At 72.5% G+C, this 22,588-nt stretch carries 18 protein-coding genes; 9 read left to right on the top strand and 9 right to left on the bottom strand.

All coding sequences use genetic code 11. From position 1 onward, the window contains the following. Positions 1-41: 41 nt before the first annotated feature. The 4 genes from P4R38_RS12295 to moeB are packed head-to-tail and all read right to left on the bottom strand — an operon-like array spanning position 42 to position 7,978. Positions 42-3,347, bottom strand: a complete 3,306-nt coding sequence (locus tag P4R38_RS12295) for an ATP-dependent helicase (protein ID WP_277192384.1) — start codon at positions 3,345-3,347, stop codon at positions 42-44. Beyond that, entirely contained in the window at positions 3,347-6,481 is a 3,135-nt protein-coding gene (locus P4R38_RS12290; RefSeq protein WP_277192467.1) for an ATP-dependent helicase, read from the bottom strand. The genes P4R38_RS12295 and P4R38_RS12290 overlap by 1 nt, the downstream gene beginning before the upstream one ends. A 22-nt stretch (positions 6,482-6,503) precedes the next feature. Next, a complete protein-coding gene (locus P4R38_RS12285) occupies positions 6,504-6,860 on the bottom strand; it encodes an MGMT family protein (protein ID WP_277192383.1) in 357 nt (118 codons plus the stop codon). Then, a complete protein-coding gene (moeB, locus tag P4R38_RS12280; protein WP_277192382.1) occupies positions 6,860-7,978 on the bottom strand; it encodes a molybdopterin-synthase adenylyltransferase MoeB in 1,119 nt (372 codons plus the stop codon). The genes P4R38_RS12285 and moeB overlap by 1 nt, the downstream gene beginning before the upstream one ends. Positions 7,979-8,093: 115 nt before the next feature. Between moeB and P4R38_RS12275 the strand changes: the two genes are divergently transcribed. The 3 genes from P4R38_RS12275 (at position 8,094) to P4R38_RS12265 (ending at position 9,477) form a co-directional block, all read left to right on the top strand. Beyond that, entirely contained in the window at positions 8,094-8,738 is a 645-nt protein-coding gene (locus P4R38_RS12275; protein WP_346770757.1) for a TetR/AcrR family transcriptional regulator, read from the top strand. 86 nt (positions 8,739-8,824) lie between these two features. After that, the gene (locus P4R38_RS12270; RefSeq protein WP_275238344.1) at positions 8,825-9,046 is read left to right on the top strand and encodes a DUF3107 domain-containing protein; all 222 of its coding nucleotides are present in this window, start codon (positions 8,825-8,827) and stop codon (positions 9,044-9,046) included. 131 nt (positions 9,047-9,177) lie between these two features. Then, complete coding sequence (locus P4R38_RS12265; protein ID WP_277192381.1) at positions 9,178-9,477, top strand: GlsB/YeaQ/YmgE family stress response membrane protein; 300 nt, start codon at positions 9,178-9,180, stop codon at positions 9,475-9,477. Positions 9,478-9,544: 67 nt separating this feature from the next. On the opposite strand, the gene P4R38_RS12260 is transcribed toward P4R38_RS12265, so the two are convergent. Continuing rightward, entirely contained in the window at positions 9,545-10,234 is a 690-nt protein-coding gene (locus tag P4R38_RS12260) for a ferritin-like fold-containing protein (protein ID WP_275238342.1), read from the bottom strand. A gap of 198 nt (positions 10,235-10,432) precedes the next feature. Here P4R38_RS12260 and P4R38_RS12255 point away from each other — a divergent pair, with 198 nt between their 5' ends. Then, on the top strand, positions 10,433-11,929 hold the full coding sequence (locus P4R38_RS12255) for a DEAD/DEAH box helicase (protein WP_277192380.1): 1,497 nt from the start codon (positions 10,433-10,435) through the stop codon (positions 11,927-11,929). Between the two features lie 10 nt (positions 11,930-11,939). After that, a complete protein-coding gene (locus tag P4R38_RS12250) occupies positions 11,940-12,974 on the top strand; it encodes a helix-turn-helix transcriptional regulator (protein WP_275238340.1) in 1,035 nt (344 codons plus the stop codon). Between the two features lie 252 nt (positions 12,975-13,226). Here P4R38_RS12250 and P4R38_RS12245 read toward each other — a convergent pair whose 3' ends face one another. Then, on the bottom strand, positions 13,227-14,294 hold the full coding sequence (locus P4R38_RS12245) for an NAD(P)-dependent alcohol dehydrogenase (RefSeq protein ID WP_277192379.1): 1,068 nt from the start codon (positions 14,292-14,294) through the stop codon (positions 13,227-13,229). Between the two features lie 205 nt (positions 14,295-14,499). Between P4R38_RS12245 and P4R38_RS12240 the strand changes: the two genes are divergently transcribed. Beyond that, the gene (locus P4R38_RS12240; RefSeq protein ID WP_409201258.1) at positions 14,500-16,338 is read left to right on the top strand and encodes a BCCT family transporter; all 1,839 of its coding nucleotides are present in this window, start codon (positions 14,500-14,502) and stop codon (positions 16,336-16,338) included. Here the strand turns inward: P4R38_RS12240 and P4R38_RS12235 are convergent. Together P4R38_RS12235 and P4R38_RS12230 are read right to left on the bottom strand one after the other, a co-directional pair. Then, on the bottom strand, positions 16,278-17,141 hold the full coding sequence (locus P4R38_RS12235; protein WP_277192378.1) for a RecB family exonuclease: 864 nt from the start codon (positions 17,139-17,141) through the stop codon (positions 16,278-16,280). The two genes, P4R38_RS12240 and P4R38_RS12235, sit on opposite strands and share 61 nt — an antisense overlap. A 58-nt stretch (positions 17,142-17,199) precedes the next feature. Next, positions 17,200-18,048, bottom strand: a complete 849-nt coding sequence (locus P4R38_RS12230) for a PHP domain-containing protein (protein ID WP_277192377.1) — start codon at positions 18,046-18,048, stop codon at positions 17,200-17,202. Positions 18,049-18,138: 90 nt separating this feature from the next. Between P4R38_RS12230 and P4R38_RS12225 the strand changes: the two genes are divergently transcribed. After that, entirely contained in the window at positions 18,139-18,699 is a 561-nt protein-coding gene (locus P4R38_RS12225; protein ID WP_277192376.1) for a hypothetical protein, read from the top strand. Positions 18,700-18,776: 77 nt separating this feature from the next. Beyond that, positions 18,777-19,418: a DcrB/PsbP domain-containing protein gene (locus P4R38_RS12220; protein ID WP_277192375.1), complete on the top strand. Its 642-nt coding sequence runs from the start codon at positions 18,777-18,779 to the stop codon at positions 19,416-19,418. 2 nt (positions 19,419-19,420) lie between these two features. Here the strand turns inward: P4R38_RS12220 and P4R38_RS12215 are convergent, their stop codons facing one another. Continuing rightward, entirely contained in the window at positions 19,421-20,938 is a 1,518-nt protein-coding gene (locus P4R38_RS12215) for a threonine/serine exporter family protein (protein WP_277192374.1), read from the bottom strand. Between the two features lie 93 nt (positions 20,939-21,031). Here P4R38_RS12215 and P4R38_RS12210 point away from each other — a divergent pair, with 93 nt between their 5' ends. Beyond that, complete coding sequence (locus tag P4R38_RS12210; RefSeq protein WP_277192373.1) at positions 21,032-22,546, top strand: aminopeptidase P family protein; 1,515 nt, start codon at positions 21,032-21,034, stop codon at positions 22,544-22,546. Positions 22,547-22,588 lie beyond the last annotated feature (42 nt).

Genomic DNA, 22,588 nt, shown 5'->3' with positions numbered 1-22,588 from the left:
TCGTGCGGAGGCGGCGTCGGCACCGCCTCCGCACGACCGACTCAGCCGGGGATCGTCGCCAGCAGCTCCTGCAGCGCGGACTCACCGGGCAGGTCCGGCCAGACCGTGTCGCCGGTCGCCGCGTAGTAGAAGGCGGCCGCTACGTCCTCGACGGGGACGTCCCGCAGGCGCGCGTACGCGAGCCGGTACGCGGCCAGCTGGAGCACACGGTGCCGGGCGAGGTCACCGCTCGGCGGACGGCCCGTCTTCCAGTCCACGATGGTGAATCCGCCTGTGCCACGCGGGAACACGGCGTCGATGCGCCCGCGTACGGCGATCCCGTCCACGACGGTCTCGACCGCGACCTCGATCGCGACCGGCCGTTGCGCCGCCCACTCCGACGCCAGGAAGTGCTCCTTCATCGCCGGCAGGTCCGCGTCGTCGCCCGGGTCGGCGTCGGCCGCGCCGGGCATCTCGTTGACGTCGACGAGGGCCGCCTGGGCGTAGTGCTGCTCGACCCAGGCGTGGAACGCGGTCCCCCGCCGGGCTGCGATGGCGGGCGGGTGCGGCATCGGCCGTCGCAGCTCGCGGGCGAACGCCGCGGGATCGGTCGCCAGCGCGACCACCGACGAGGCCGACAGGTGCCGCGGAACGGTGACCGAGGCGTCGTGCGGCCGCAGATGACGGTCCCGCTCACGCAGCAGCAGGTCGATCTCCAGGGCTCGCTCGTCGACCGGTACGAGACCCTGCTCGAGGGGCGGTGGCTCGGCGATGGCCTCGCGCAGCCGCAGCGCACCGTCGGCGAGCTGCGCGCGGCGCCGGGCGAGCGGGTCGTGCGGCCACAGCGTCGTGAGCGCCTTGGCCAGCCGGGGGTTGGGCACGGACTTCTCACCGGGCGGGACCGCCGGCATCGGCGCCCACTCGCCCCGGCGTACGACACCGGACTCCAGGGCCTCCTGCACGAACCGTGACGTGACCCGCGGTGTCTTGCCGTCGGCCCACACCGGTGCCGTCAGCAGCAGCTCCTGGCGCGCCCGGGTGAAAGCGACGTACGCGAGCCGGCGCTCCTCCGCGACGGCGTGCGCCCCACCGTCCTGCTGGAACGTCACGAACGCGTCCTTGAGCTCCTGGGTGCCCTCGGCCGTCCGCCACGGCAGCACCGGCAGCCCGTCGGCGTCGCCGCGCAGGTCGTACGGGACGCCCTCGAGCCCGCTGGTCCAGCCCTTGTCCTTGACGACTCCGATGCGCCACTCGCCCGCGTCGTCACCCTCGCCCTCTGCGGCCGTCCAGGACGCGCGTGCATCGTGCGCCGGGAAGGTGCCCTCGGTGAGCCCGGGTACGGCCACGAGGTCCCACTCCAGACCCTTGGCGGCGTGGACGGTCAGGACCTGGACCGCGTCCGTCTCGACCTCGAGGTAGCCCAGGTCCAGGCCGCGCTCCTCCTTCTCGGCCGCGTCCAGCCACGCGAGGAACCCGCCGAGGGTCGGCCGGTCCGCCGAGGCGGCGAACTGCGCCGCCACGTCCGCGAACGCGTCGAGGTGGACCCGGGCGGTCGTCGGTGTGTGCTCCGGCCGGGAGAGCACCTCGATGTCGAGCCCGAGGACCCGCTCGGCCTCGCCGGCGAGGTCGGACAGCGGCAGACCGGTCAGGCTGCGCAACCGGCGGACGGCGGCAGCCAGGCCCGCGAGACGCTCGCGCGCGGTGGGACCGACCCGCTGGCCCTCGCGGCCGGTCCAGTCCGGCTGGGGCAGCTCGTCCAGGGCCTCGACCAGGGACGCCTGCTCGCGCGAGTCCGCCGCGATGTCCCCCCGCGCCCGCGGCACCTCCGGGCGGTCGCGCGCGGCAAGATGCCGCGACCAGGCGGCCAGTCCGTCGAGGTCCGCCGGGCCGAGCCGCAGGGCCGGTCCGGTGAGAAGGCGCATCAGCCGATCACCGCGACCGGGGTCCTGGACGACCCACAGCAGGCTCACCAGGTCCGAGACCTCGGGGGTGCTCAGCAGTCCGCCGATGCCGACCATCTCGACCGGCAGGCCGGCCTCGGTCAGCGCCTCGGCGACGAGCGAGAACTGGGAGCGCTTGCGGCACAGCACCGCCGCCGTACGACCCGAGCGCTCCCCCTCCGGGGTGAACCACCGCGCACGGACCCACTCCGCGACGTGCTGCGCCTCCTCCTCGGTGGTCTCCAGCCGGGCGGCCCGGATGCGACCCTCCCCCGCGTCCGGCCGCGGGTGCAGGATCTCGACGGCGACCCGGCTGGACTCCCGCAGCGGCGCGGCGGTGGCGTTGGCGACCTCGAGCACGCCCCGGTCGTTGCGCCAGCTGGTGGACAGCGGCAGCACCGTGGCGTCGCCGTCGGTGTCGGTGAACAGGTGCGGGTACCTCGCCAGCGTGGTGGCCGAGGCGCCGCGCCAGCCGTAGATCGACTGGTGCGGGTCGCCGACGGCCGTGACCGGGACCGCCTCGCCGGCGGCGGCGAACAGCGAGCGCAGCAGCACCATCTGGGCCTCGCTGGTGTCCTGGAACTCATCCAGCAGCACCGCCCGGAACCGCTGCCGCTCCATCGCGCCGAGCGCCGGGAACCGCCCGGCGAGCCGCGCCGCGAGGGCCATCTGGTCGGAGAAGTCCAGCGCCGAGCGCTGCCGCTTGAGGTCGGCGTACGCCTGCACGAGGGGGATGACGTCCCGGCGGGCGGCCAGCGTCTTCAGCATCGCGGTGGCGTCCGGCGGCGTACCACGGGTCCGTCCGGTGACGGGCAGCGTGGGGACGTGGGCGGCCACCTGGTCGAGGTACTGGCCGACCTGTGCGGGCTCCAGCAGGTGCTCGGCCATCTCGCCCGCGAGCGCGACCACCGCCGCGGTGATGGTGGCCTCGGCGAACTCGACGCGGTCCATCGGGCCGTCGTACCGCTGCACCACCTCGCTGGCGTACTGCCAGGCCGCGGCCTCAGAGAGCATCCGCGACTCCGGCTCGACGCCGAGCCGCAGGCCGTGCTCGCCGACCAGCCGGCCGGCGTAGGAGTGGTAGGTCGAGACCGACGGGATGTCGCCGAGGCCCTGGGTCCCGTCGTCGTCGACGGTGGGCGTCCACAGGCCCTCGTGCCGCAAGCGCCGCAGCCGGCGGCCGATGCGCTCGGCCAGCTCACCGGCGGCCTTGCGGGTGAAGGTCAGGCCGAGGACCTGGTCCGGCTCGACCATCCGGTTGGCCACCAGCCACACGACGCGCGAGGCCATCGTCTCGGTCTTGCCCGAACCCGCCCCTGCCACGACCAGCAGGGGCCGCAGCGGCGCCTCGATGACCGCACGCTGCTCGTCGGTCGGCGGCGGGTTGCCGAGCGCGCGAGCGAGCTCGGCCGCGGAGTACGACGGCATCAGACCACCTGTCCCTCGGGCTGCAGGGGGCAGGACCGGCGTACCGGGCACACTCCGCAGCGATCTCCCACCGTCGCGACGAAGGTGGCCGCGCCCATGCCGTCGGCCGTCGCGCGAACCACCTCGTGCGCCCACGACCCGGAGCCGCCGGCCTCGACGGCGGGCTGCACCTGGACGTCCGCGCCGTTCTTCAGCCCCGCCTTCCCCAGCTGCACCAGCGCGGCTCCGCCCGGCTCGTCGCCCTCGGCGAAGCCGCCCTCGGCCACGGCCACCTGGTACGCACCGAGCTGCGGGTGCTCGGCGAGCTCGTCCTTGGCCGGTTTGCTGCTGCCGGTCTTGAGGTCGACCACCCGGAAGCCACGCTTGCGGTTGCGCTCCAGCCGGTCGACCCGGCCCCGCAGGCGGGCCCGTCCGACCTCGACGTCGAAGTCGATCTCGACCGCGACCCGCTCCCAGCCCGCGGCGGCGGCCTCGATGAGGTAGCCCGCGAACCGGTCGAGCATCCGGTGGGCCTCCTGCCGCTTGCGGTCGGAGATCCAGCCGTCGCCCAGCCCGAGCCGCGGCCATCGCTCGTCGAGCACCTCGTGCATGCGCTCCGGCTCGCTGTCACCGAGCTCGGCGGCGACCTCGTGGACCAGGGTGCCGAGGGTCGCCGCCCCGATGTCGGGTCCTTCCCCGCCGCAGGTGGTGAGCAGCCAGCTCAGCCCGCAGGTGGCGAACTGCTCGACCTTGGAGGGCGACACGCCCACCTGCTGGTCCGGCCGGCGCAGCGCCCGCCCGTCGGAGAGCTCGGTCAGCGCCCACCAGGACGCGGGGTCGGCGCCGGGCACGCGCTCGTGGGCGAGCCGCGCCAACGTCTCGACGGCCTCCGCCCGCTGCTCGTCCGTACCGATCGCCAGCTCGCGACGCAGCTCGGCGACGGCTGCCGGCAGGGTCATCGGGCGCTGCACCTCGGTGAACCGGCGCAGCTCGTCGGGGTCGGAGTCACCGTACGCATCGAGCGGATCGACGATGTCGAGGTACGGCGACGGCTGCTCGTCCTCGGACCTCACGGCGGTCACGACGAGCCGTTCGCGCGCCCGCGACGCGGCCACCAGGAACTGCCGCGTCTCGTCGTGGCGGACGGCAGCCTGAGCCGCGCGCAGCGAGCTGCCCCGGCCGGTCAGCACGTCCACCAGGTGCTCGGACCCGAGCAGCGAGCCGCGCAGCCGCAGGTCCGGCCAGACGCCCTCCTGCACCCCGGCCACCACCACGGTGTGCCACTCGCGCCCGGCCGCGGCAGCGGGAGTCATCAGCGCCACGCACTCGTCGTCGGGCGCCCGCGCCACCAGCGTGTCGCCGGGGACGTCCTGACCGCGGACGTGCTCGAGGAACTCCACGGCGCTCGACTGCGGCAGCCGGTCGACGAAGGCCGCCGCGGCACCGAACAGACCGACCACGGCGTCGAGGTCGCGGTCCGCGCGCGCCCCCGCCGGCCCGCCGGCCAGAGCCGTGGACGACCACGGCTCGGCGAGCCTGGAGGCATGCCACATCGCCCAGAGCACCGACTCGGCCGTCGCGTCGTCCACGCCGGCCGCGTCCGCGCCCGCCCGCACCACCCGGGCGACGCGACGGGCCGGCGCGACCTCCGGGCCGTACAGCGTCAGCCACGCCGGGTCGAGCACGGAGACCGCGAGCAGCTCGTCGCCGGTCCTGCTCCCACCGTTCTCCAGCTCGACGCTGCGCAGGGCGCGTCGCATCCGTCGCAGCGCCACCGCGTCCGCGCCGCCCAGCGGTGAGGTGAGGACGTCGGTCGCGATCTCGGGCGTGAGCCCGACGTCCGAGGCCTCGTCCGGTTCGGCGGCTCGCTCGGCGAGTCGCAGCGCGACCTCCAGCAACGTCAGGAACGGTCGTACGGCCGGCTCGTCGCGCAGCGGCACGGTCGTCGGCGGCACCGCGACCGGCACGCCCGAGGACGCGAGCGCGCGCCGGAGCGCGCCGGTACGCCCCTGCCCGCGGACGATCACCGCCAGGTCCTGCCACGGGACGCCGTCGACCAGGTGGGCCCGGCGCAGCACGCCCGCCACGTGCGCAGCCTCCTGCGACACCGCTCGCAGGAGCGCGACCTCGACGGAACCACCCGGGCGGGTCACCACCTCGCGGTGCGCCGCGCCGTCGATCGCGCCGATCCGCGCACTCACCCGCTCGCCTGCCGCGCGCAACGCTGCGGGCTGGCGGTGCGAGAACTCCAGACGGCGCGGCTCACCGGCATCCCACTCCTGCGCGAGCATGCCGAGCTGCCGGGGATCGGCCCCGCGGAAGCCCTGCACGGTCACGTCCGGGTCGCCGACGAGGCGCACCTGGGTCCGAGGCCCGACGACCACCCGCAGCAGCCGCGCCGCGGCGGAGGTGAGCTCCTGCGCGTCGTCGACGACGACGAACCGCACGGTCTCGCGTACCCGCCGCAACGCCTCCTCGTCCTCCAGCAGCAGGTCCGCGGCCGAGCCGAGGATCCAAGCCGGGTCGTACGCGCCGGGCCGCGAGAGCGCCGTCACCTCGTCGTAGTCGTCGAGCACCTTGGCCGCTGCGACCCACTCCGGACGGTCCTGCTCGACGCCCATCCGCCGCAGGTCCTCCGCCTCCAGGCCCCACTCGACGGCGCGCATCAGCAGGTCACGCAGCTCGGCGCGAAATCCCCTGGTGGGCAACGCTTCTCGAATGTGGTCCGGCCAGGGCGGCTCGGGTGCCGAGCCGTCGGCGTACCCCGCCAGCAGCTCCTTGAGGACGACGTCCTGCTCGGGACCGTTGAGCAGACGCGGCGAGGGCAGACCGCGCAGCGAGGCCGCCTGGCGCAGGAGTCCGAACCCCAGCGCCTGGTGCGTCCGGGAGACCGGCTCGGTCGTCGTCCCCCGCAGCCGGGCGGTGACGCGGTCGCGCAGGTTGCCGGCTGCGACCCGGGTCGGGGACAGCAGGAGGCAGTGCTCGGGACGCACGCCCCGGCCGACCGCGGCCACCACCATCTCGACGGCGGCCAGCGTCTTGCCCGTGCCGGGTGCACCGAGCAGGGTCAGCGCGCGTCCGTCGAAGTCGACCGCCTCCCGCTGGACGGTGTCGAGCACGGGCAGCAGGGCCGTCGGGTCGGCGGCGCGTCGCATCCTGAGCACGCGCGCCATCCCATCACGCAGGGCTGACGTCCTCGACCGGAAGCAGCGGATGACGCGCCCGGCTCAGGTCCACCCGCCCGGACCGCAGCGGCGTGCCCTCCTCGCGGTAGCGCGCGACGGCCTCGTCCTCCAACCCCTGTGGCGGCCGGCCGTCGGCCCGCAGCACCCGCCACCACGCGACGAGCGATCCGTACCGCGACATCACGGCGCCGACCTGCCGCGGCCCGACGCCCGCGACCTTGCCGACGTCGCCGTAGGTCGTGACCCGCCCCTCGGGCACCTGGTCCACGATCGCGAGCACGAGGTCCGCGACCGGCGGGAGGTCCTCGACCGCCATCGGTCCGACGGTCGGCGGGTCGTCGGGGGCCATCAGTAGGTGTCCATCGTGGGGTCGACGTCCCGGGCCCAGGCCAGGACGCCGCCGTCCAGGGAGCGCGCCTGGCGACCGGTGGCGTCCTGCAGCAGGCGGACGGCCTCCGCCGATCGCGCACCCGACTTGCAGGTGATGACGAGCGGTACGCCGTCCGGGGTGTCCTCCAGCCGCGCGAACGCCGCTCCCGTCCGGAACTCCTCCAGCGGGACGGGCTCGGCCCCCTCGATGGCCGCGATCGCCCGTTCTCCCTCACCCCGCACGTCGACCAGGCGTACGGAGGTCGTGGCCCGCAACGAGGCGAGGTCGGCGGCACTGATGGTGGCGACGGCGCGCGCGGGCTCGCAGACCTGCTCGAGCGACACCGGCTCGGTGATCGTGGGCGCGTCCCCGCACACGGCGCACGCGGGGTTGCGCGCCACCGTGATCTCGCGCCAGGTCTGGCGCAGCGCGTCGTGGACCAGGAGGCGGCCCACCAACGGCTCGCCCACGCCGATCAGGAGCTTCAGCACCTCCGTGGCCTGCACCGAGCCGATGACGGCCGCGACCGCGCCGAGCACCCCGCCCTCGGCGCACGAGGGCACCTGGCCGGGCTCCGGCGGTGTCGGGAACACGCACCGGTAGCACGGCCCGTGACCACGCCACCACACCGAGACCTGCCCGTCGAAACGCAGGATCGAGCCCCAGACGAGCGGTACGCCGGCCAGGACGCACGCGTCGTTCAGCAGGTAGCGGGTCGCGAAGTTGTCCGTCCCGTCGACCACGACGTCGGCCCCGCCGACCAGGTCGGTGACGTTGTCGGCGCCGACGCGGACGCGGTGGGTGACCACCTCGACGTCGGGGTTCAGGTCGCGCAGCCGCTCCCGCGCCGAGTCGACCTTCGCGGCTCCCACCGCGGGCGTCGCGTGCAGCACCTGACGCTGCAGGTTGGTGACGTCGACCGTGTCGTCGTCGACGACGTCCAGCCGGCCCACGCCTGCAGCGGCGAGGTACAGCAGCACCGGCGAGCCGAGGCCGCCCGCCCCGATCACGACCACGCGCGCGTCGCGGAGCCGCTGCTGCCCCGCCGGCCCGACCTCGGGCAGCAGCAGGTGTCTGGCGTACCGAGCCTCACTCACCCCACCATTCTCACCCGTGACGAGCGCGCACGGACCGCCAACTCACCACCGTCGAGGTGTGACTCCCCAGTAGCACCGACATAGGATGCCGGGACCGCATGAGGTTGGAGGAGACGTGACGACGTTGTCTGAGGGACGTGGACGCACGAGCAGGCTGCCCCGATCGGCGCGCCGTGCTCAGCTGATGGAGGCCGCACAGTCGGTGTTCGTCGAGTCGGGGTACCACGCGACCGCGATGGACGAGATCGCCGACCGCGCCAAGGTCAGCAAGCCGGTTCTGTACCAGCACTTCCCGGGCAAGCTCGACCTCTACCTCGCGCTGATGGACACCCACACCGCGCAGCTGCCGGCCCTGGTCGAGCAGGCCCTGGCCTCCACCACCGACAACGCCCAGCGGGTCGCCGCCACGGTCGAGGCCTTCTTCGAGTTCGTGGAGCGCAAGGACGCCGCGTTCCGGATGGTGTTCGAGTCGGACCTGATCAACGAGCCGGCCGTCGCCGAGCGCGTCGAGCGGATGATGAGCCAGTGCGCCGAGTCGGTCTCCGAGGTCGTCAAGGAGGACACCGGCTTCCCGCAGGAGCAGGCCCACCTGATCGGCATGGCGATGGTCGGCATGTGCCAGGTCGTCGCGCGGTACTGGCTCAGCCAGGGCGCCTCGATCCCCCGCGAGGAGGCGGCGCGCCTGGTCGCCAAGCTCGGCTGGCGCGGCCTCGGCGGACTCCCCCTCACCGACGAGGCCGGGGAACACCCGGGCGCCTGACCGGTGTTGCAGCCGTCAGTCCTACTGTTCTGGGACCGGCCGTGAGCACTCTCGCGCGCCGAACCCACCACCGAAAGGGAACCACCGTGGAGGTCCGGATCGGCGTGCAGAACGTCGCACGCGAGGTCGTCATCGAGTCCAACCAGAGCCCTGACGACGTGCAGGGCCTGCTCCAGGAGGCCCTGACCTCGGGCAAGCCGCTGACGCTCATCGACGAGCGCGGCCACAGCGTCACCGTCCCGGCCGCGGTCATCGGCTACGTCGACGTGGGTTCTGAGCAGAAGGGGCGCGTCGGCTTCGGCAGCTGACCACGCCGGTCGCGGGTCTTGCCATCGGTTCGGCGTAGGAGCAAAGTCAGCCTCAGAAGCACCCGTACCGTCTCCTGACGGTGCGGGACCTGAGGCGGTCGCCGCAAGACGGCCGGGAGGGAGTCATCCCCATGATCGGGCTCATCATCGGCTACATCATCCTCGGCGCCATCATCGGCGCCCTGGCACGACTCGCTCTGCCCGGCAAGCAGGCCATGGGCTGGGCCCCGACGATCATCATCGGCATCATCGGCGCGTTCCTCGGGGGCATCATCACCCGGGCGATCGTGGGCGACGGGCACGGCATCATCACGTTCATCGTCAGTCTGATCGTCGGCATCGTCGGCGTCGCGATCTACACCGGCATGGCGGCCCGCGGGGGCCGCGGCTCCATGCCCGGCGGCCTCAGCGGCAGCAGCCGTACGCGCTGAGCCACGACCACACGACCCGAGCCCCGGCTCCTCCCTGGAGGGCCGGGGCTCGGTCGTGCGGTCGTGGTCAGGCCGACAGCCCGAGCGACTCCATCCGGTCGGTGTGGGCCTGGGTGAGCCGGGCGAAGATCTGCGTCAGCTCCGCGAGGTCGGCGCCGTGGCCGGACCCGTCGTCGACGAGCAGGGCGGTGATCGCGTCCCGCTCGGCGGCCACGCGCTGGGCCTGGGACAGCGCCTCGCCGATGAGCCGGCGCCCGAACAGTGCCAGCCGGCCGCCCGCCGCGGGGTCGTTGGCGATCGCCTCGCGCAGCGTCTGCCGGGCGAACTCGACGTGCCCGCCCTCCTGCATGACCTCGACGACCAGCGCCCGGGTGTCGGCGTCGACGTACGCGGAGATCTCCCGGTAGAAGTCCTCGGCCAGCGCGTGCCCGGCGTACACCTTCATCAGGCCCTCCAGCCAGCTGGACGGCGGCGTACGGCGGTGCCAGTCGTCGAAGCTCTCGGCGAACGGCTGCATCGCGACCTCGGGGTCCGCCCCGAGCTCCTCGATCCGTCCCGCGAGCCGCTCGTACTGCTCCAGCTCGTGGGCGGCCAGCCGGGCCAGCGCGATCCGGTCGCCCACCCGCGGAGCGGTCTCGGCGTCGTGCACGATCATGAAGAAGCCGACCAGCTCTCCGTACGCCAGCGCACCGCACAGCTCGATGACGCTCGCGCGGAACGAGGGGTCGGACAGGTCGCGGCCGGTGCTGGTTGCCATGCCTGGATGCTAACGATCGGGTGACCCGCGGGTAGAGTGGCGGGGTCAACTGGTGCCCGGTCGGCATGTGACGTGACCACGACCTGGCTCGACCCGTGATCGGGACGAGCCGCGAGACCTCCCGATCGGCCCAACACCTGGTGTGGCCCGCACGTTGGCGTGCGCGTGGCCCCCGCCGATCCGGAAGAGCTGCAGACCATGACCGACCAGACCACGACGGCGCCCGAGCAGGTCGCCGCCGAGCCCACCTTCGCCGACTTCGACGTGCACCCCGACATCGTCCACGCGCTCGCCGACGCCGGCATCGTCACGCCGTTCCCGATCCAGGCCATGACCCTGCCGGTCGCGCTGGGCGGCCACGACATCATCGGCCAGGCCAAGACGGGTACCGGTAAGACCCTCGGCTTCGGCGTCCCGATCCTGAACCGCGTCGTCGCCCCCTCGGACGCCGGGTTCTCCGGCCTGGCCGACCCGGGCAAGCCGCAGGCGCTCGCCGTGGCGCCGACCCGTGAGCTCGCCGTCCAGGTCGCAGGTGACCTTGAGCGGGCCGGCAAGAAGCGCGGCATCCGAGTCCTCACCGTGTACGGCGGTCGTGCGTACGAGCCGCAGATCGAGGCGCTGCAGCGTGGCGTCGAGGTCGTCGTCGGCACGCCCGGCCGGCTCATCGACCTGGCCAACCAGGGCCATCTGAACCTGTCGTACGTCCGGTCGGTCGTGCTGGACGAGGCCGACGAGATGCTGGACCTGGGCTTCCTCCCCGACGTCGAGAAGATCCTGGCCATGACCCCCGCGTCGCGCCAGACGATGCTGTTCAGCGCGACGATGCCCGGCGCCGTCGTCGCGCTCGCCCGCCGGTACATGACCCAGCCGACCCACATCCGGGCGATGGAGGAGGCCGGCGAGGACAGCCACACCGTCAAGGCCATCGAGCAGTTCGTCTACCGGGCCCACGCCCTGGACAAGGTCGAGATGCTCGCGCGCATCCTGCAGGCGCAGGGCCGTGGGCTGACCATCGTCTTCACCCGCACCAAGCGGACCGCGGCGAAGGTGTCCGACGAGCTGGTCGAGCGCGGTTTCGCGGCGGCGGCCATCCACGGCGACCTGGGCCAGGGCGCCCGGGAGCAGGCGCTGCGCGCGTTCCGGACCGGCAAGGTCGACATCCTGGTCGCCACTGACGTCGCGGCCCGCGGCATCGACGTCGACAACGTCACCCACGTCGTCAACTACCAGTGCACCGAGGACGAGAAGACCTACGTCCACCGCATCGGCCGTACGGGGCGGGCGGGCAACACCGGCATCGCCGTGACCTTCGTCGACTGGGACGACATGCCGCGCTGGGCGCTCATCAACAAGGCGCTCGACCTGGGCATCCCCGAGCCGGCGGAGACGTACTCCTCCTCCGAGCACCTCTACACCGACCTCGACATCCCGCAGGGCGCGACCGGCACGCTGCCGCGCTCGTCGCGGACCCGAGCGGGTCTGGACGCCGAGCGGATCGAGGACCTGGGCGAGACCGGTCGCTCGGCCGGTCGCGGTGAGGCTCGCCGAGGTTCCGGCGCCGACCGGTCCTCCTCCGGGCGCGGCGGCGGCCGCCGGTCCGAGCCCTCGAACGACGCTCCTCGCGGCGACGGTGGCCAGCGTCGTCGCCGCCGCCGGACGCGTGGAGGAAAGCCGACCGCGGGCGACCAGGGCTAACCTTCGGCCTATGCGCGACCAGGACGTCCCCTTCAGCCCCGTCACCGTGGCCGTCCTGCGCAACGCCGACCGGCGGCTGCGGCTGGCCGAGCGCGGCGACGTCATGCGGAAGTACTCCGCGTGCAAGGCCGCGCTCGCCGGCATCGCCGCGCTGGACTCGTTCTACATCGGCTACTTCAAGGGCGAGAACAGCCTGGTCATCACCTACATCTACGACGGTGACCAGTTCCTGACCCCCGAGGTGCTGTTCTACTCCCCCGGCGGCATGTCCCACTGGGTCCGCACCTCCCGCAAGCCCTACCGGCTGCGCAGCGACGACGGCCGCCTGCTGCACCGCGGCATCTCCTTCGGCGACGCCTCCCAGCTGTCGCAGGACGCGGTGGTCGTCCCCCTGCTGGACCCGCGGACCGGTGAGGCGACCGGGCTGATGAGCGCCCAGAGCATGCAGCCCGACGTCTTCGACGACGAGTTCGTGCGCGCCGCGGAGTGGGTCGCGCGGGCGCTGGTGCAGTCGATCGCCCGGGACACCGACGACGCGGACTCCCTGGGTCTGTACGAGCTCTACCCCGAGCTGGACAGCAGCCGGGTGCAGAACGAGGCCGACCTGGTCAACCGGATCGGCGACAAGCTGGACGAGCTGCGCCTGATGCTGGTGGATCTCGCCGACGTGGCGAGCGAGGCCGGCGAGCCCGTGACGACGGCGGTGGACGCGGCGCGGCAGCTGGCCGAGCGCGTGCAGACCGAGGTGGCCGAGCTCGTACGGGTGCACGAGCCGCGGCCGATGCACATCGACCTGACCACCCGAGAGATCGAGATCGCGGCCCTGATCGCCCGCGACGGGCTGTCCAACAACGCCCTGGCGCGCCGCCTGCACATCTCGGAGAAGACCGTGAAGACGCACGTCGGCAACATCCTGCGCAAGCTCGGCGTCACGCAGCGGTCCGCGATCGCCTGGACCCTTCCCCCGGAGGTCCTCGAGGCCACCGAGGACCCCGGGGTGTCGCGGCGGATCGGCCCCGGGCGCCGCACCGACGCCTCTGGCTGAGCGAAAGGTCCTAGGACCTTTCGCTCCAGAAGATCAGTCCCGGTCCGATGGAGCGATCCACCCGGAACGGGCAGGCTGTAGACAGGCCAAGGGGCGGGGGCCCGGCGGCCACGTCGGAGGACGGTTCGGGGGAGCCGTTCGCCGGCGGTCAGGTGAGACATCTGGGGAGAGAGCCTCACCCGGCGTCATTGCGGAGGCTGTCTGTGAGCCGCGGCCAGGGGGATGCTCACAGGCAGCCTCCGCAGCCACGTCCTAGTGTGCTGAGGTCGTCGCAGCCGCGCCGATGGACGTGACGTCGATCACCGCGCGGTAGTGCACGTCACCGGCCACGACCCGGTCGTACGCCGCATCCACATCGTCCGCCGAGATCGTCTCGATCGTGGCCGCGATGTCGTGCTGGGCGCAGAAGTCCAGCATCTCCTGGGTGAACGCCATCCCGCCGATGTTGGAGCCGGCGACGATGCGCGAGCCGCCCACCACCGACCACGGGCTCACCACGAAGTCCGACGGCGGCAGCCCGACGTTGACCAGGGCCCCACGCGGACGAGTGGTCTCCAGGTAGGCCTGCACCGGCAGGTCGGCGCTGACGGTGTTCAGCACGATGTCGTACGTCGACGCGACCGCCTCGAGTGCGCCCTCCTCGCCCGTCGCGACGTACCCGGTGGCGCCCAGCTCGCGCGCGTCCGCCTCCTTGGCCCGGGTCCGCGACATGACGGTCACCTCGGCGCCCATCGCGACGGCGATCTTGACGCCCATGTGGCCGAGCCCGCCGAGCCCGACGACGGCGACCGTGGTGCCGGGACCCGCCCCGAACCGCTTCAGCGGGTTGTAGGTGGTGATGCCGGCGCACAGCAGCGGCGCCGCGACGTCCAGGCCGATCCCGTCCGGGACGCGCGCGACGAACCGCTCGGCCACGACCACCTGCTGGCTGTACCCGCCCTGGGTGGTCGTGCCGTCGACGTCGTCGCTCCCGTACGTCCACACCGCGCCGTCACGGCAGTAGTTCTCCTGCCCGTCCTTGCAGGCGTCACACGTCCCGCAGGAGTCGACCATGCAGCCGACCCCGACCCGGTCGCCGACCCGCACGCGGGTCACCGCCGGACCGACCTCGGCGACCACACCGGCGATCTCGTGACCCGGGACCAGCGGGAAGGTGATCGGGCCCCACTCCTCACGGACGGTGTGGATGTCGCTGTGGCAGATGCCGGCGTAGGCGATCTCGATCCGGACGTCGTCGTCCCGGAGAGCTCGCCGCTGGATGGTGATCGTCTCGAAAGCGGCGCCCGCTGCGGGCATCGCCAGGGCCTGGACGGCAGTCATGTGGCCTTCCTTCGCTGTGCTCGGTGGGCGGAGTCACGTGGCGGATCTCACGCCTTGGACAGGCCGAACGAGGGCAGCACAAGTTGCCCCGATCCGGGTCCTACGGCAAAGTAACAAGGTCGCCCCTGTGAGAGATCAGCAGGGCCGCCCATGAAACGCATGTGAAGACCGAACGCAACTGAGAAGACGAGATCGAGGTCGAGAAGTGGCTACGACTACACCTACTACATCACCGCCAGGTGCGCCCCAGGATCACGGCAGATCCACCGAGCCGAGTACCGAGCACGAGCTCCTCGGCGGCATCACCGCTCCCATCGAGGAGCCGAGCGCTGTCCGTCGCGGCGTGGACCGAGTCATCTTCGGTGTCACCGCGGCGATCGCCCTCGGCTTCGTGGTCTGGGGCTTCCTGACGCCGCACTCGCTGGGCACCGTCTCCGACGACGCGCTCGGCTGGGTGATGGACACCGCAGGCTGGGCCTTCGTCCTCATGGCGTCGCTGTTCGTGGTGTTCGCCATCTGGCTCGCGGCCAGCCGGTACGGCAACATCCCGCTGGGCGCCGACGACGAGAAGCCCGAGTTCAAGACGGTCTCCTGGATCGCCATGATGTTCAGCGCCGGCATGGGGATCGGCCTGATGTTCTGGGGGGTCGCCGAGCCGCTGAACTTCTTCGCCGCGCCGCCGCCGGACACCGGGACCACCCCGCAGTCCACCGAGGCCATGAAGACCGCGATGGCCACCACGCTGTTCCACTGGACGCTGCACCCGTGGGCCATCTACGCGGTGGTCGGCGTCGCCATCGCGTACGGCACGTTCCGCAAGGGCCGTAGCCAGCTGATCTCCTCGGCCTTCCGGCCGCTCCTCGGCAAGCGCGCCGACGGCCCGGTCGGCAAGGTCATCGACATGCTCGCGATCTTCGCGACGCTCTTCGGCTCCGCCGCGTCGCTGGGCCTCGGCGCCCTGCAGATCGGGGCGGGCCTGGAGGCCAACGGCTGGGTCGGCAAGGCCGGTCAGGTCTCGCTCGTGTCCATCATCACCGTGCTGACCGTCGCCTTCATCCTCAGCGCCGTGTCCGGCGTGGCCAAGGGCATCCAGTGGCTCTCGAACATCAACATGGTGCTGGCGGTGTTCGTGTTCGTCGTGGGCCCGACGGTGTTCATCCTGGACCTGCTGCCGACCGCACTCGGCACGTACGTGGACGACCTGCCCTCGATGGCGGCTCGGACCCAGGCCGGCGGCGACGACAAGCTCGCGACCTGGCTGTCCTCCTGGACGATCTTCTACTGGGCGTGGTGGATCTCCTGGACACCCTTCGTCGGCATGTTCATCGCGCGCATCAGCCGCGGCCGCACGATCCGCCAGTTCATCACCGGTGTGCTGCTCGTGCCCAGCGTCGTGAGCCTGATCTGGTTCGCGATCTTCGGTGGCACGGCCATCGACGTCCAGCGCGACAGCAAGGACCTGGTGAAGGCCGTCGACGGCGTCGCATCCGTCGACAGCAACACCGCGCTGTTCGACATGCTCAACCACTTCCCGCTCGCGGGAATCATGACCGTCATCGTGATGGTGCTGGTCGGCATCTTCTTCGTGTCGGGTGCCGACGCGGCGTCCATCGTCATGGGCACGCTGTCCGAGCGCGGCTCGCTCGAGCCGAGCCGTCCGACGGTGATCTTCTGGGGCGTGCTCACCGGTGCGGTGGCCGCCGTGATGCTGCTCGCGGGCTTCGCGGACAACCCGGACGACCCGGGTGCCGCACTCACCTCGCTGCAGAACATCACGATCGTCGCGGCGCTGCCGTTCGTCTTCGTCATGGCCGCCATGTGCGTCGCCCTGGTGAAGGACCTGCAGGCCGACCCGATGATGCGTCGTGCGGCGCTGGGCCAGACGATGGTCGAGCGGGCCGTCATCTCGGGTGTCGCCGAGCACGGTCACGGGGACCTCACGCTGGTCGCCGAGGAGGCGCCCGAGACGGCGCGTCCGAATGATCAGTCGGACGCGTCCGGCTCCAGGGCCGCCCAGGACGACCGCTCCGGCCCGACGGCCTGACCCTCGGGGCAGTGGGCCCGGAAGTCGCACCACCGACACAGCGGTGTCGGGTTCGGAGCGAAGTACGGCGCCTGCTGCCCCTGGTCACGGAAGGCGGCGTCCGCGCGGCGCAGGTCGCGGGCGATGGACTCCGCCTCGCCGATCTTGCGCTCCAGCGACGCCGAGGTGTGCTCGTGGGCGACGACCTCGCCGGTCGGCACGTGGTGCAGCTCGACGCGGACGCACGGCTTGCGGAACATCCGTGAGCCGGCGGCCGCGTAGAACGCCAGCGCCATCGACGTCCGGGCGTCGTCCTCGGTCGGCGTACGCCGGCTGGTCTTGTAGTCGACCACCACGAGCTCGCCCTCGCGCTCGTCCATCCGGTCGACGCGGCCGGTCATCGCCAGGGTGTCGGTCTTCAGCGCCATGCTGCGCTCCCGCGCCACCGGCTGGGTGTCGCGATCGGCCGTGCGCAGGTAGTCGGTGATCTCCTGGGTGGTCCGGCTGCGCCAGCGGCTGGACTGGGACTCGTCCTTGAACCCCGCACCCGTCCACGCGTCGCGCACGAGGCTCACGACACCGGCAGGCGTCCGCTGGTGCGGCTCCAGGTCCCAGAAGTCGCGCAGCACGGTGTGGGTCACCAGCCCGACCGTCGTGTGCGCCCGCTGCGGGCGGATCGTTGGGCTCGGTCGGTCGAGGTACTGCATGCGGTAGCGGCGCGGGCAGTCCAGCCAGGTCGTCAGCCGGCTCGGGCTCGCGGCGTACAGGCGCTGCGGCATACCCGGCAGCTCGGTCTGGCTGCGTTCGGTGGCGGGCTGGTTCATCGCGCTCACCGTAGCCGCGACCACCGACCCTGCAGCGGCGGCCACGCGGCGGACGCGCTCAGGGCCGGACGACCGCCGTCGCGCCGGTCGCCTGCGCCTCGATCTGCTCCAGGACCTGCGGCGCCGTGGTGTGCTCACCGAGCCGGTTCGGCTTGCCCGCGCCGTGGTAGTCGCTGGAGCCGGTCACCAGGATCCCGAGCCGGTCGGCGAGCCGCAGCGCGTGCTCCCGCGCCTCGTCGTCGTGGTCGCGGTGGTACGCCTCCAGGCCGGCCAGCCCCGCTGCCGCCATCGCCTCGATCACGTCGTCGGCGACCACCCGACCCCGTTGGTGCGCGAACGGGTGGGCCATCACCGGAACGCCTCCGGAGCGACGGACGAGCTCCACCGCGCGGACGGGGTCCGGCGCGTAGTGGCTCACGTGGTACTTCCCCGAGGGGTGCAGGTACCGTGCGAAGGCCTCCGACCGGTCCGCGACCAGCCCCTTGGCCACGAGCGCGTCCGCGATGTGCGGCCGTCCGAGCGTCGCGTCCGCGCCGGCCTGCGCCACCACGTCCTCCCAGGTGAGCGGCAGGTCCTCGGCGATCAGCTCGACCATCCGGCGGGCCCGGGTCCGCCGGGACTCGCGGGCCCGTTCCAGCTCGCCGCGCAGGTCGGGCTGGGTCGGGTCGATGAGGTACCCCAGCAGGTGCACCGAGATCCCGCGTGACTGGCAGCTGATCTCGATGCCGGGCACGAGGGCGACCCCGTACTCCCCCACGGCGTCCGCGGCCTCGGTCCACCCCCGTGCCGTGTCGTGGTCGGTGAGAGCGATGGTCGACAGCCCGGCCACGGCCGCGGCCGCGACGACCGCAGCCGGGCTCTCGGTCCCGTCGCTCTCGGTCGAGTGGGTGTGCAGGTCGATGGCCACGGCGTGAGGTTATCCGCCTGCGGTGGGCACCACGGCAACCACCGACCTGACAAGGTGTGCCCAGCATCGTCCCTCCCGAAGGAGCCACCCGTGTCCGACCAGCCCGCACCGCCTCCCCCGCCTCCCGGGTCCGCAGGCCCGTACCAGAGCGCACCGCAGATGAGCCCGGACGGCTACGCGGCGCCACCCCGTGCGCAGCTGAGCCCGCCCAAGCCGGTCGACCTCGCCGTCAAGCTGATGTACGCGGGCGCGGCGCTCAGCGCGGTCAACATCGTCGTCAGTCTGCTCAGCAAGAGCGCGATCAAGGACGACATCACCGACCGGCTCGGCGACTCGGCGACCCAGAAGGAGATCGACAGCGCGTTCGCGAGCTTCAACGTCCAGACGATCTTCGCCGGCGTCATCGCCGTCGTCCTCTGGGTGCTCATGGCCCGCTTCAACCAGCTCGGCAAGACCTGGGCACGCATCGTGGCCACGGTGCTCGGGGGCATCAGCGTGCTGTCGCTCCTGGCCGCCCTGGTCGTGGGCACCATCCCGGTGCTCCTGGTGATCCAGGTGCTCGTCGTGGCGCTGGCCGTCGTCATCCTGGTGCTGCTGTGGAAGCGGGAGTCCTCGGCGTACTACAAGGCGCAGTCCGCACCGCGCGCCTGAACCGGGGCGGTGGGGACGCGACGCGCGCCCCCACCGCCTCCAGGGGAAGGGCAGACGGCTGACGTAACCTGCCACGCGTGAAGGCCCGTCGGAGCGTTGTCGCGCTACTGCCCGTAGCGCTGCTCGCTGCCGGCTGCTCCTCGCCGAATGGCGTCGACCCCAGCTCGGTCCCGCCCCAGCTGCCGACGACCGTCGAGGCGCCCTCCGCCACACACCTGGAGACCCGCGCGGCGCCCGGGGCACTGCCCGCGAGCGACCGTTCGTTCGGTGTGCTCGCCCCCGCCGGCTGGGCGAACGACACGACCAAGCACCCGACCACCGTGCTGTACCTGCGCGCTCCGCAGCCCTCGGCGAACGTGTACCCCTGCTTCAGCGTCGTCAAGAGCGTGCTGAAGGATCCGCCCGCCCTGGAGGAGCTGGTCAACCAGGGCATGATCGCCCAGCGGCAGAAGGGCGCCACCGTGACCAAGCTGGCCGACCGGACCGTCGGCGGCGCCCCGGCGTCGGGGTACGCGATCTCGCGGGTCGCGCAGGGGTACGACGTGGCCCAGACGCAGTACTACATCCTCAACGGCAGCCAGGTCGTCGTCACGACGATGACCTCGGCCGCCAAGGACAAGGCGACGGCGACCAGCACCCAGGAGTCGATCCTGACCTCGTGGTCGTGGGGCACGCCGAGCAGCGCCGCCCCGACGCCCGCTCCGTCCACGACCCCCTGAGCTCAGTCGCGGGTGTCGGCGACCGCGCGTCGCAGGATGCGCTTCTGCACCCGGTCCGCCCGCAGCAGGCGGACGGGCAGGCCTCCGAGCGAGATGCCACCGGCCAGCGCGAGGCCGAGCGCCGCGGCCGTGATCAGGGAGGCGACGCCCTTGCTGGGATCGGACGCGCTGTGCACGAGCTGGAAGATCCCGTTGAACAGGGACAGACCGGGCAGCAGCGGGATGATCGCGGCCGTGGTCACCGCGAGCGCCGGCACCCGGTAGCGAACGGCGACCAGCTGGGCGACGGCGCCGGCGACCACCGCTGCCACGAACGTCGCCGGTATGGCCGCGAGGACGCCGTGGTCGGAGCCGTTCGGCTGCTGCTGCGCCTGCGTGTCGAACCACGTGGTGGGAGCAGCCCAGATGTTGCTGATCCAGTACATGAGCCACGAGAAGGCTGCCACCCCCATCGCGAAGAGGGCGCCCCGCAGGCCGGTGTAGCTGGCGACGGAGTGCGCTGCGGCGATGACCCCCGAGGCGACGACGCCGAGCAGGAGGTTGGGCGTGATGTTCGCCGAGGCCGCGGTGAACGGCAGCATCTCGGGGTCGAGCCGCTGGCCGATGGCGAGCACGGTCGTGATGCCCGTCGCGACGCCGACCGACAGGATCACCACCTCGAAGGTGCGCGCGGCCGAGGTGAGGTAGTACCCGTCGAGGGTCTCCAGCGCCGCACTGACGACACCGAGGCCGGACAGCAGCACGACGATCGTCGTGGCGACCAGGGCGGACAACGAGTGCAGGCCGAGGTCGGCGCGTTCGTCCTTGGGCACCAGGGTCCACAGCAGCACCACGACCGTCGTCGGGATGGCCGCGCCGACCGCCTGGGTGAAGAAGGCCGAGACACCGCGCAGCGAGATGAACCGCTGCACGCGGTCGATGACCATCGACACGACGAACGAGAGCAGGATGAGGACGATCGAGCCGGCCAGGAGCGCGGTGATGGCCGCGCCCAGCAGGCCGATCGCCAGGGTCACGACCCCACGCCGGTAGGGGTGGTGCATGGCCAGGATCGCCTCCAGGCGGTCCTGCGCAGCGCCGATCTCGCCGGGCTCGTCGACGATGTCGCGCACGAGGGTGTGGATCGCCTCGAGACGTCCGTAGTCCGCGGCCAGCGCGGGGACGATGCGCATCACAGTGAGCGGGTCGCGCATGACGCCGCGGTGGTAGGAGATCGTGATCGAGGTGTACGTGACGTCGACGTGCAGCGAGCGGACGTCGTACGCCCGGGTGAGGCGCAGCACGGTCGCGGTCACGTCGGACGCCGAGGCGCCGGTCGCGAGCATGGTCTCGCCGACGCGCAGCGCCAGGTCGATCACGGCTCGGGAGTGCCACTCGGTCAGGCCGTTGTCGTCGCCGCGGATGCCGATCGGGACGGTCGGCGGGCGCTGCGCCCGGATGGCCCGCTGAGCGCGCCCGCGCAGCTCACCCGGGACGGGGCGGCGTGGGCGGTCGTGGTGCGTGGACTCCTCGGCGGTCACGTCCGTCACTGTGCCGCGAGCCCCTGGCGACCAGCAAGTTGAGCCTGCGCACCGCCGTCACCGCAGGCGCGGGACGAGTGAGACGATGGACGCGTGAGTGAGGAACAGCACAAGCCCGAGCACCGCAGCCGGCCGACGAGCCAGGCATTCCGCGACTTCGTCGCCCAGGGGTGGGCGCCGCGCAGCGAGGAGCGTCCGCAGCGCGCCGAAGCCGCCGCGTACGCCGCTGCCCGGCGCGCCGAGGTCTCCTCGGCCTTCCCCGGCGAGCGTCTGGTCGTGCCGGCCGGCGGCTTGAAGGTGCGCAGCAACGACACCGACTACGTCTTCCGCCCGCACAGCGCGTTCGCTCACCTCACCGGCCTCGGCGCCGACCGCGAGCCGGACGCGGTGCTGGTCCTGGAGCCGCAGACCGACGAGGACGGCGACGACGCCGGCCACGAGGCGGTGCTGTACTTCCGGCCGCTGGCCGGCCGCGACACCGAGGAGTTCTTCGGTGACTCCCGCTACGGCGAGTTCTGGGTGGGCGCGCGTCCGACGCTCGAGGACGCCGAGGCCGAGCTCGGGGTCACCGCCCGCCACATCGACGATCTCAAGGACCACGTGGCCAAGGACGCCGGCTCGGTGTCCGTCCGCGTGGTGCGGGAGGCCGACGTCGACGTCCGCGACGTGGTCGACCGGGCCCGGGCGACCGAGGCGCGGACCGACGAGCGCACCGAGAAGCAGCGCGAGCTGGACGCGGAGTTCGCGCGCCAGCTGTCCAGCCTGCGGTTCGTCAAGGACGAGTGGGAGGTGCAGCAGATGCGCGACGCCGTCGAGGCGACCTCGCACGGGTTCGAGGCGGTCATCGCCGACCTCCCCGAGGCGATCGAGCGGGGCCGCGGCGAGCGCTGGGTCGAGGGCGTCTTCGGCCTGTACGCCCGCCACGAGGGCAACGGCGTCGGCTACGACTCGATCTGCGCGGCCGGCGATCACGCGAACACGCTGCACTGGATCAAGAACACCGGCGACATCAAGCCGGGTGACCTGCTCCTGCTGGACGCCGGCGTCGAGGTCGACTCGCTCTACACCGCTGACATCACCCGCACCCTGCCGGTGAGCGGCACGTTCTCCGAGGCGCAGCGCAAGGTGTACGACGCGGTGTACGCGGCGCAGGAGGCGGGCATCGCCGCCGTCCGCCCGGGAGCCACGTTCTCCGACGTGCACGCGGCCGCGATCCGCGTGATCGCCGAGCACCTGTACGAGTGGGGGCTGCTGCCCGACGGCGTGTCCGTGGAGGACACCCTGGACACCGAGAAGGGGCAGTACCACCGCCGCTGGATGGTGCACGGGACGTCCCACCACCTCGGTCTGGACGTGCACGACTGCGCCGCCGCGCGCCGCGAGGAGTACATGGAGGGCGAGCTGCGTCCCGGAATGGTCCTGACGGTCGAGCCGGGGCTCTACTTCAAGGCCGACGACGAGCTGGTCCCGCAGGAGCTGCGCGGCATCGGCGTCCGGATCGAGGACGACGTCGTCGTCACCGAGGACGGCCGCGAGAACCTGTCCGGCTTCATGCCCCGGTCGGCCGACGACGTCGAGGCCTGGATCAAGGGCGTCTGGTCCCGCTGACGATCGACCGGGCATCCCGTCGCCGATCGCGCACGGGGTGCC

The organism is Luteipulveratus flavus, assembly GCF_029439465.1.
Classification (GTDB): domain Bacteria; phylum Actinomycetota; class Actinomycetes; order Actinomycetales; family Dermatophilaceae; genus Luteipulveratus; species Luteipulveratus flavus.
This window is presented reverse-complemented; position numbering and strand designations above follow the sequence as displayed.